Raw genomic sequence first — 8451 nt, forward strand, 5'->3', positions numbered from 1 at the left:
AAATCGATTTTTTTCGGAACCCGAAGCCAATTTTAATAAGAATTTCTTACAACATTGTAAGATAAATACATGTAAATAGCATATCGATATGCATTTCATCGATTATTTTTGTTTTTAAACGTGTTTACTTATAGTTTTACTTCGTCTTAACCCCAAATCGGAATCGTTATGAAAACTATTTTTACCTATGTAACTCTACTTTTAGTATCTGTTTCAGCCATGGCCGAAATATCAGCTACAGAGAAAAATGCTTTACTAAAATTATACAAAGCCACCAAAGGTTCGCAATGGACCAATAAATGGGATACAAAAGCACCAGCTACTACTTGGTATGGTGTGGAAATCAAAAATGATAAAGTGGTTAGCCTCAAATTGATGAATAACAATTTGGTGGGGCAACTGCCAACAGAAATTGGGGACTTGACGTCACTGGAAGTTTTAAACCTATTCAGAAATGATATTTCAGGAACGTTACCGGCTTCTATCGGAAATTTAAAAAGCCTTACGAAATTGAACCTTGCGTTCAACAAAATATCGGGTGCTTTACCGGAAGCTTTGGGCAATGACACCCAATTGAAAACCATTGAAATGCACATGAACCGTTTAACAGGAGTATTGCCTGTAGGTATTGGAAAATTAGCCAGCCTGGAAACCTTATCCTTATTCAACAATGAAATCGAAGGGGAAATCCCAACGTCATACTATCAGTTAAAAGCGTTAAAAGTATTGTTGTTGAACAGCAATAAACTAACCGGTAAATTAGACAAAGAAGTAGCCAATCTTTCTTCTTTGGAAACCTTGAGTTTGTTTGAGAACAAAATGGAAGGGACCGTGCCGTTTGATTTAGAAAAACTACACAACTTAAAAGAAATGAATATTTCGTATAATATGTTCAACGGATTTGTTTCTAAAAACTTATCCAAATTGGACACACTGAATATGACTATGGTGAATGAGCAAGGTGTAGCCACCACATTAAAAGTAAATATTGATAAAAACTCGGCTTTCGCAGCTGATGAATAAGCAATACATTTTGTTGGGTTAACAAAAGAAAAAGGTCTCCATTTGGAGACCTTTTTTATATAATATGGTTTACCGTTTAGTCAGCGGCTACTAATTTTGAAGTGCTTCTGTAGATAAACTCATTGTAAATATGCCTGCGGGCAAAACGGCTCGGCGATTCGGCATTGACCATCTTGATATAAATAGGTCGTAACACCCCAAAATACTCAAAGGAATTCCCATCCAAAAAAGTGATATACAACACACTGTTCTCATAATAAAAATCAGCGATGTTAGTGCTGGTGGTGATACGGGTGTATTCCGCTTTGTCTTTTTCTAAGGTTTCCGGAGCAATGCTTACCAGAAAATGATAGGCTGCGATAATCTCTTTACTTCTTTCTTCCGCCAAATGACGCTCTTCTGCATCGGCAATCGTATCCGGATGGATGTCCTTCATGCTGTTGCGGTAAATGGTTTTCAGCTCTTTTAAAGTGGCTGTCTTAGTAACGCCAAGTAACCCTCGGTACTCGACAATTTTTTTCATGTTCATAGTTTGCAAATAAAAAACCCGCGCTTTTCAGTAGGGTTTTATGTCCTGGCGGCAACACTTACCGCTTTCGGGGGGCAAAGATAGGTTTTTTATTTGGGTTTGTTCCCGATACCATTTTTGTTTCGCTTCACTCCACAAAAACCACTCAAACTGACGCACCTATTTATCACGTCACCTCGAGTGTTTTGAGCAAAGCTCAAAATGTATCGAGAGGCTTAGTACTGCAACTTCTCGGTACTGTAATCATCGGGCAGTTTTCGGGAAAACTGCCGCATCTGTTTGCGGGTTAGGTGTTTGGTAATCTTATAATTGTCCTTATAAAGTAATTGTACCATGATGGGATAATTGAACTTGCTGTTGACATTGACCAGTTTATTCCCTTGCAGGTGGTAGAGATCAAACAACAGATAGTTGTGCTTCTTATAATTCTGGAAACTGCATACCACTATTTCGTAGACTCCATCACCATCGAGGTCTCGCTCAGGACGGTTTTGGTAGTCGTAGAGCAGTAAATCGCTAAACGATACTTGGCTCAGGCTGCCATCCCGGTTTTGCAAAAAATACACCACCGGGCAGTAATAATTAAACGCCCCACACCCAAAAAACGGAAGAATAAATTTAATATCGGGCAGCCCATCCTGATTATAATCGGCTACATAAAAGCGTTCAATGGTAGCAAAGTCGCCAAAATGATACAACCCCATCAGCCTTTTCCTTTTTCCTGTCCCTCGGTGTATCTTGATGGTAGCCACACCCGAGGTATCAGGAGGAGTAACGGTTAACCTCGCCCTTTCGGTACCGCCAAAAAACCTCGGAATAGTGATATAATGGTTGATATCGTAATTATAAAGGTCTTTCTTTCCTTGTCGGTCAATAACATACCCCGTTGGGTACACTTTAGCCTTAATCGCCGGATGCTTTTCAAACGGGTATTGCGCCATAGCCTGGAGGCTGAAAAGCAGGACTAAAAGGCATAAAGGGAGTTTCATAGGCTTATTTTTTTGTTTAAATAAAGGTACTCCTGCTTTGCGAACTGACGAACCTCAATACCGTCACTTCGAGTGTCCGCCACGGCGGATGTATCGAGAAGTTAACCCAGCAGCTCCAGCAAAATGGTGTTGTACTTGTTGATATTGATGAGCCTTAAGTTTAAATCGATTTGGGTGTTTTTGCAGTCTTTTTTCAGGTAGGAAATCATCAGATACAAGGCTTCTATTAGTTTTTCGAGGTCATAATCTAGTATTCGTTTGATCTTGTATTTTTCGGTTAGTTCGGCGGTTACCTTTTTTCTCGAAAGGGCCACATACGGTATTTCATAACGAACCGCTGCCGAGAGCTCTTCTATATCCAACATGGTAATAATAGCAATGCGACGTTCGGTATCAATTGAAGCGGATTGCTGAATATCAGCCAGAATTTTTTTATTCAGTTTTAATTCTGCTTTTAGCGCGCGTTTTAAGGCGGCGGCTTTAGTGGTCAGCGCTGCACTGTCTTTGGCTACATCGTAGATTTCTTTAATGACACTCATGTGTTTTTATGTTTTAAACAGATGTCTGGTTTATTTACCTCTATAATCATAATTCTAAATCTTTACTGTATTCTTCACTTTGTTCTTGGCACAAGAACAAAGTTAGCTGTCATTTGTTCGTAAGTTTTATTAATCTAAACATTATCCAGTTCTAATTTTCTGTTTTTCAATTAGTTTCAAGTTTAAAGTGAGAATAAAATATAAATTACTGAAAATGATCACATTACATTTGTAAAATCAAAATATTGATCTAATATTTGCAACAAATAATTAGTATGAATACTTCTTTTGAACGTAGCGAAAATACAAAAGTAGAATGGATGACACCACCTGAGTTAGTTAAAAGTTTAGGTGATTTTGATTTAGATCCATGTAGCCCAATTGACGCACCTTTTTATCATGCTAAAACTAATTTCACTACACTTGATTGTGGTTTGACTAAAGAATGGTTCGGAAGAGTTTATCTTAATCCGCCGTATGGAAGAGGAATGGAAATGTGGTTAGAGAAATTAAAATTTCACGGTAATGGTATCGCTTTAATTTTTGCAAGAACTGAAACCAAATGTTTTTTTGAGCATATATGGAATGATGCAGATGCAGTTTTATTTGTTAAAGGAAGAATTAAGTTCTATCATGTTTCCGGTATTCAAGGAGGAACTCCCGGAGCTCCAAGTGTCTTTATAGCTTATGGAAAAGAAAACGCGAATATCTTAAGGGAATGTGGTATTGAAGGAAGGTTTTTGCTGTTAAAATAATTTCATTGTAGATTATGTAATTTCATAACAAATGAATTCGGCAATATTAAACTCAGCATCAATTATCCATTCATTTTCTAACAATAGTTTTTTCAAAGCTTCATTTTCGTCAACTACATTTTCAACAATACCTATAACTTGCATGTTTTCAATTTCATCTCCATTAGGTGAAGTTGTATTGCCTTCGGGTGTAATGAATATGTATTTTTTCATTATTTTATCTTCTTATATGTTGCTCTACCAGTAAATTCAATAATCCCTCTATCTCTTAAAAGCTGCAATTGTTGTCTAATTTTATCTTTAATAAAGTTATTGTTTGGGTATTTTACTCTTAAATCCTTTTCAAAATTATAAATATCTTTTAGTGTAAAGTCTTTATTAGGTGTTTTTTCGATACAATGTAATATATCTAAAATCCATCCTCTGGCATCTATATTTTTAGTTCTTAAAAATGTTGTTTTATTAAAAGCAGTTTGAACAATTTCAGGCTTAATTATTTTAGATTTTTCAACTAAAAATATTTTTCCAAGTTCTGAAACTTTTGATATATCAATATTACAACCAGTCCAACCTGCTCTTCGAGCGGTTTCAGATAAAGGCTTTCTTTTAATAATAATTTCAGGAGTGAAAAACTGTTTTGGGATTATTAAAAAATTATCAACGGTCAAGTCTTTACTATAGGTTAAAAAGAAAAAATTTGGGTTTGTATCTGAGGTTATTCTCTGTATCATTGTGTCGTAAGCACCATCTGTAATGGTATTACTAAATTTTCCACTTTTGCTTTTTAACTCAAATTCTTCTGAACATTTCAAACAATGAAAATCCGCAACAGGTCTATTGTTTTCAAATTCATTGAGTGGTTTTTCTCCACAATTAGGACAATATGAATTTTGCTTTACCCAGCTTTCAGTAAGAACCCTTGCAATTTGTGAATTACTAGTATAACCATTAGCTAATTCAGTTTCGAATTTTAAATTCATTTAAATAGCTATTATAGTCAAATTGATAATATTATAAATAAACTTTGCTTTTTCACCTTTCCATTTTAGAAAAGGTTTTGCTTGCATGATTGGTTAATCTTTTTGCTAATATAACAATTCTCACACGTGGTTTTAAGACCCAAAAAATAAATTAATTAACAGTTTTTGGTCATTAAAAAGAGCGCTTTTTTATAAAAAGAGCGCTCTCTTGAGTTACATTTTAGTCCCTTGGGTATTTAAACCCTTGTTAACTCAAATCTTCCACAGTAGCTCCAGGCGCATTGTTTTTAACCGATTCAATACCATTATCTCTAGCTGCTGTACTTTCATAAAGTTCACTGGTGCCAATAATTTGACCATTGGTAGCTGTTAAATTAAAATAAGGTTTATTGTTTGACGAAGTCTTCCTTTCATAACGTGCATCATTCGAAGCATTGGTTTTTACAGAGTCGATTCCATTTTCACAACCTGCTTTAGAAGCATAACCCTGGCTAGTCAAAATGACCTGCCCATTTGTGGCTTTCAAATTAAATTGAAAATCACCATTCGTTCTTTTAGTAATTACAAATTTCCCCATACTATATATTTTTTAAAGGTTACAAATTAATTTTTATGATGACAATTTCCAAATGTTCTAATCTATAGAGATGTTAATAGGCAAACCTATTTTAAGACCAAAATTCATGTCGTCATCGGGATGTGTATTTAAATTAAGTCTACTCATAAACAATTGAATAGCAATGATGTTTTTTTTCTCTTTTGATTTTAAATTGATGAGTATTCCTGTTTCAAAAGGATAGCTTTCTCTTAAGGCTAGAGCATCATTGTTTTTGTAGCCAATTTTAGCAAAAACACCAGCAACAGATAAAGAGGCATACAATTCAAAAGAAGTTTCTGTAAAAGTGCCATATTCATAATTTCTATTTCCTCCATTCAGGTAACCAGTTCTAGTGTCTATAATTTCAATAGGCACACCATCAACATTTTCTGATGAGGTGGTAAAACTGTAACTTTTCTTTTTGTATTCGTCAAAGTTATTTGACCTTCCTATGGCATTCAGCAAACGGGCAATAATAAAGGATTTACTTTTGCTAACATAAATAAAATTATAACTAATATTCACACCATATAAGTCACTTCTTATTTCCGTAAATCGGTCTTTAAAGCTAACATTGCTGGCTGTGTTGGGATCATATATATCAAACCCTTGTCGCTCATAAAAAGGTGACACACCAAAATAATTACTTCTTTCGGCAGTCCAATATTGTTTAAAATTATTGATTTCAGTTTTATTGTTTTCATAGGCATATTTTTCTAATTTACTATAAGCCTCGTTATAGTCCTTCAAAAGTTTATCAATATTGAAATCGACAGCAAAACCCTGTGAATATACCTGAACTCCATTATTGTCATTAATAGTTACTGTTTTTTGAGTGTGTCCATTTATTTCTGCAATTATCGATGATATTGTTTTGGATGTAAGTCCTTTACAATATTCTTTTATTTTTTTTATCAGCGCAGTGGTATTAGCTGTTTGATAAGTAATTGTATTATAATTATAAGCAACTCCATTACCAGAGTTTGAGTTTAAAAAGGTTCTTTGCTTTATAAATTTTGGGTCATTTATTGAAACAAAAGGGATATTCAACTGTGTAAGTATCACTTCGTATTCCATGATTTTTTTATAAGTACTGTCCGCTAAAGTCTGTCTATCAAATTCATTTTGAAGCATTGCTCTTTTGGTGTCAATGTCATTGCTAGTATTAGTGCCACTTATAGAATAAAATTTAGAATTTAAATGAGGAAAACCATTAAAGAAAAAATTTAGATTAAGCTTTCCTTTTTTACTACCATCGGTTTCATCAAATATAAAAGCTCCACTTTCAACAGCAAATTTTCCATCTACTGTCATGATAAAACTGTCTTTGCTATAAAGCTTTCCGCTCAACGATAATTCAGTATTATCTTCTTTATATTCATAGCTAACTCCTTGTTTAACATTGTCATCTCCCAAAACCATAAAATTGAGATTACCTATGACTAGGGAATCAAAAGCAGTGGTGCTCAAAGGACTATCGATGGTTTGATTTTTCTGACTGTATGTATTTAAATAAAACACAAACAATAAATAGGAAAATAATAATCTTGTTCTCATACCTATAAAATTTAAAAAGTGAATAATACAACTAATCCATAACCTCTAATCGGGGCATAGATTTACAATAGTATTTCGAATAAAATGGGATAGTATTTAAGGCCGTTTGCTAACGTTATACCAATGTAAGAAATAAATTTGTAGTAATGAAAAAGCAGCTTTTCTTGGGCTGGAAATCTGATAAATGACTAAAAATGCCGATAAAATGCAAAATGGTTCGGTGAATGAACTAGGCTCTTTTTCAGTAGTGTAAGAGCAAAAGCATGTTATGACAACAAAATACAAACAGGAAATAGTAAATTTTGAGTTTGAGAGGCTTTTAAGAGTCTTTTTTTCAAAGCTCCGCATCTTCGTGTTCAAAGCTCCGCATCTTTGAAGTCAAACCTTCGCATCTTTGAAGTCAAAGCTCTGCATCTTTTTTAGCGATTTTGGGCAAAATAAGTCGAAAAAAAAGCCCCGGGAGGAAACCGGAGCTTTAAAAAAAGAGTGGCCTAGCCGAAGACAAGTCTGCGTTTACGGTAATTTCTCGTACTTAACCGTCTGTAGGAAATCGCGAAGGCGTTCACCCGGACGGAAGCGTATGCGGTTATTGACAATTGCATGACTCGTTACTCCTTCTTCAGTAGGCATGCCTTCAGAGCTTAGCCCTACCTGGAAGTTTCCTAATCTGCCAAGTTTAACAATGCGGCCTTCTTCCAATTCACTAATGATGTTGGTTTCCAACGAAACCAATACCGCATAGCAGTCGGCTTCGGTAACCGTACACTGAATGGAAATCATCTTGGCTAATTTATCCAAATTAGTTTTTCCAAAGCCAACTGCACTGGCGTAGAATTTTACGGGTGCCACAAGATCCTGCGGATTCTTCTTTGACACTACTTTAAATTTTACTGACATAACGTTTTGTTTTAAAGGTTATTGCCCCAAAGGTAAAAGCATTTTTAGCTCGCTCCGACACCCCTCTGTCAGAACTGTCACTTATTGCCGCGGGTGTACGCTTTTGCCGTTTTTGGTCATTTTGTCAGTTTTGGCTGTTGGCATACTAATTGTGGGCTATTTTACTGACAACGAACCTAGTAACGAAACAATTATGAAACGAATTGTAATTTACCCAAAAGACGTGGTGCTGCTCTTTGGCAAAACCGAGCGGCAGGCCAGGTACCTGCTTTCTAACATTAAGGCTTTCTACAAAAAGGAAAAACACCAGTTCATTACGGTAGTAGAGTTCTGCCTGTATATGGGACTAGCCATAGAAGAGGTGTCGCCGTTGTTGAAATAAAGCCGCCGGGAGCAAAGTGTGGAGGTGTAAGCCTCAAACCATTAGCAGTTATTTAGGCTGTTAGATGGTTTTTTTTTACTTTTTCCTTGACTTATAAGATAATCGTTGTATATTTGCACTCGAAACAGCGCGGGATAGAGCAGTAGGCAGCTCGTCGGGCTCATAACCCGAAGGTCACAGGTTCGAGTCCTGTTCCCGCTAC

The 8451-nt window shown here is 35.5% G+C and carries 11 protein-coding genes and 1 tRNA gene; 4 read left to right on the forward strand and 8 right to left on the reverse strand.

Translation table 11 applies throughout. The features are described from left to right. The first annotated feature begins 168 nt into the window (after window positions 1-168). Entirely contained in the window at window positions 169-1023 is an 855-nt protein-coding gene (locus tag V7D82_RS02960; RefSeq protein ID WP_333599482.1) for a leucine-rich repeat domain-containing protein, read from the forward strand. Between the two features lie 76 nt (window positions 1024-1099). On the opposite strand, the gene V7D82_RS02965 is transcribed toward V7D82_RS02960, so the two are convergent. From V7D82_RS02965 to V7D82_RS02975, 3 genes are all read right to left on the reverse strand, one after another. Then, window positions 1100-1546 carry a KTSC domain-containing protein gene (locus V7D82_RS02965; RefSeq protein ID WP_333599483.1) on the reverse strand — a complete coding sequence of 149 codons (447 nt, stop codon included), beginning with the start codon at window positions 1544-1546 and terminating at the stop codon, window positions 1100-1102. A 221-nt stretch (window positions 1547-1767) separates the two neighbouring features. Then, window positions 1768-2541 (reverse strand): hypothetical protein, encoded by a 774-nt coding sequence (locus V7D82_RS02970; RefSeq protein WP_333599484.1) that lies wholly within the window; start codon window positions 2539-2541, stop codon window positions 1768-1770. A gap of 101 nt (window positions 2542-2642) precedes the next feature. Next, window positions 2643-3080, reverse strand: coding sequence for a hypothetical protein (locus V7D82_RS02975; protein ID WP_333599485.1), 438 nt, complete (start codon window positions 3078-3080; stop codon window positions 2643-2645). Between the two features lie 275 nt (window positions 3081-3355). Between V7D82_RS02975 and V7D82_RS02980 the strand changes: the two genes are divergently transcribed. Then, entirely contained in the window at window positions 3356-3835 is a 480-nt protein-coding gene (locus V7D82_RS02980) for a DNA N-6-adenine-methyltransferase (protein WP_333599486.1), read from the forward strand. A gap of 12 nt (window positions 3836-3847) precedes the next feature. On the opposite strand, the gene V7D82_RS02985 is transcribed toward V7D82_RS02980, so the two are convergent. The 5 genes from V7D82_RS02985 to V7D82_RS03005 all read right to left on the reverse strand — a co-directional run bounded on the left by V7D82_RS02985 (window position 3848) and on the right by V7D82_RS03005 (window position 7867). Continuing rightward, on the reverse strand, window positions 3848-4048 hold the full coding sequence (locus tag V7D82_RS02985; protein WP_333599487.1) for a hypothetical protein: 201 nt from the start codon (window positions 4046-4048) through the stop codon (window positions 3848-3850). Next, window positions 4048-4815, reverse strand: a complete 768-nt coding sequence (locus tag V7D82_RS02990) for a DpnI domain-containing protein (protein WP_333599488.1) — start codon at window positions 4813-4815, stop codon at window positions 4048-4050. The genes V7D82_RS02985 and V7D82_RS02990 overlap by 1 nt, the downstream gene beginning before the upstream one ends. 247 nt (window positions 4816-5062) lie before the next feature. Then, window positions 5063-5392, reverse strand: a complete 330-nt coding sequence (locus V7D82_RS02995) for a YegP family protein (RefSeq protein WP_333599489.1) — start codon at window positions 5390-5392, stop codon at window positions 5063-5065. A 57-nt stretch (window positions 5393-5449) separates the two neighbouring features. Beyond that, window positions 5450-6970, reverse strand: a complete 1521-nt coding sequence (locus V7D82_RS03000; RefSeq protein WP_333599490.1) for a hypothetical protein — start codon at window positions 6968-6970, stop codon at window positions 5450-5452. A 513-nt stretch (window positions 6971-7483) separates the two neighbouring features. Next, a complete protein-coding gene (locus V7D82_RS03005) occupies window positions 7484-7867 on the reverse strand; it encodes an HU family DNA-binding protein (protein WP_333599491.1) in 384 nt (127 codons plus the stop codon). A 193-nt stretch (window positions 7868-8060) separates the two neighbouring features. Between V7D82_RS03005 and V7D82_RS03010 the strand changes: the two genes are divergently transcribed. Together V7D82_RS03010 and V7D82_RS03015 are read left to right on the forward strand one after the other, a co-directional pair. After that, entirely contained in the window at window positions 8061-8249 is a 189-nt protein-coding gene (locus V7D82_RS03010; RefSeq protein WP_333599492.1) for a hypothetical protein, read from the forward strand. Window positions 8250-8377: 128 nt separating this feature from the next. Then, window positions 8378-8450, forward strand: a tRNA-Met gene (locus V7D82_RS03015). Window position 8451 lies beyond the last annotated feature (1 nt).

It is taken from the genome of Flavobacterium sp., assembly GCF_036741995.1.
GTDB lineage: Bacteria > Bacteroidota > Bacteroidia > Flavobacteriales > Flavobacteriaceae > Flavobacterium.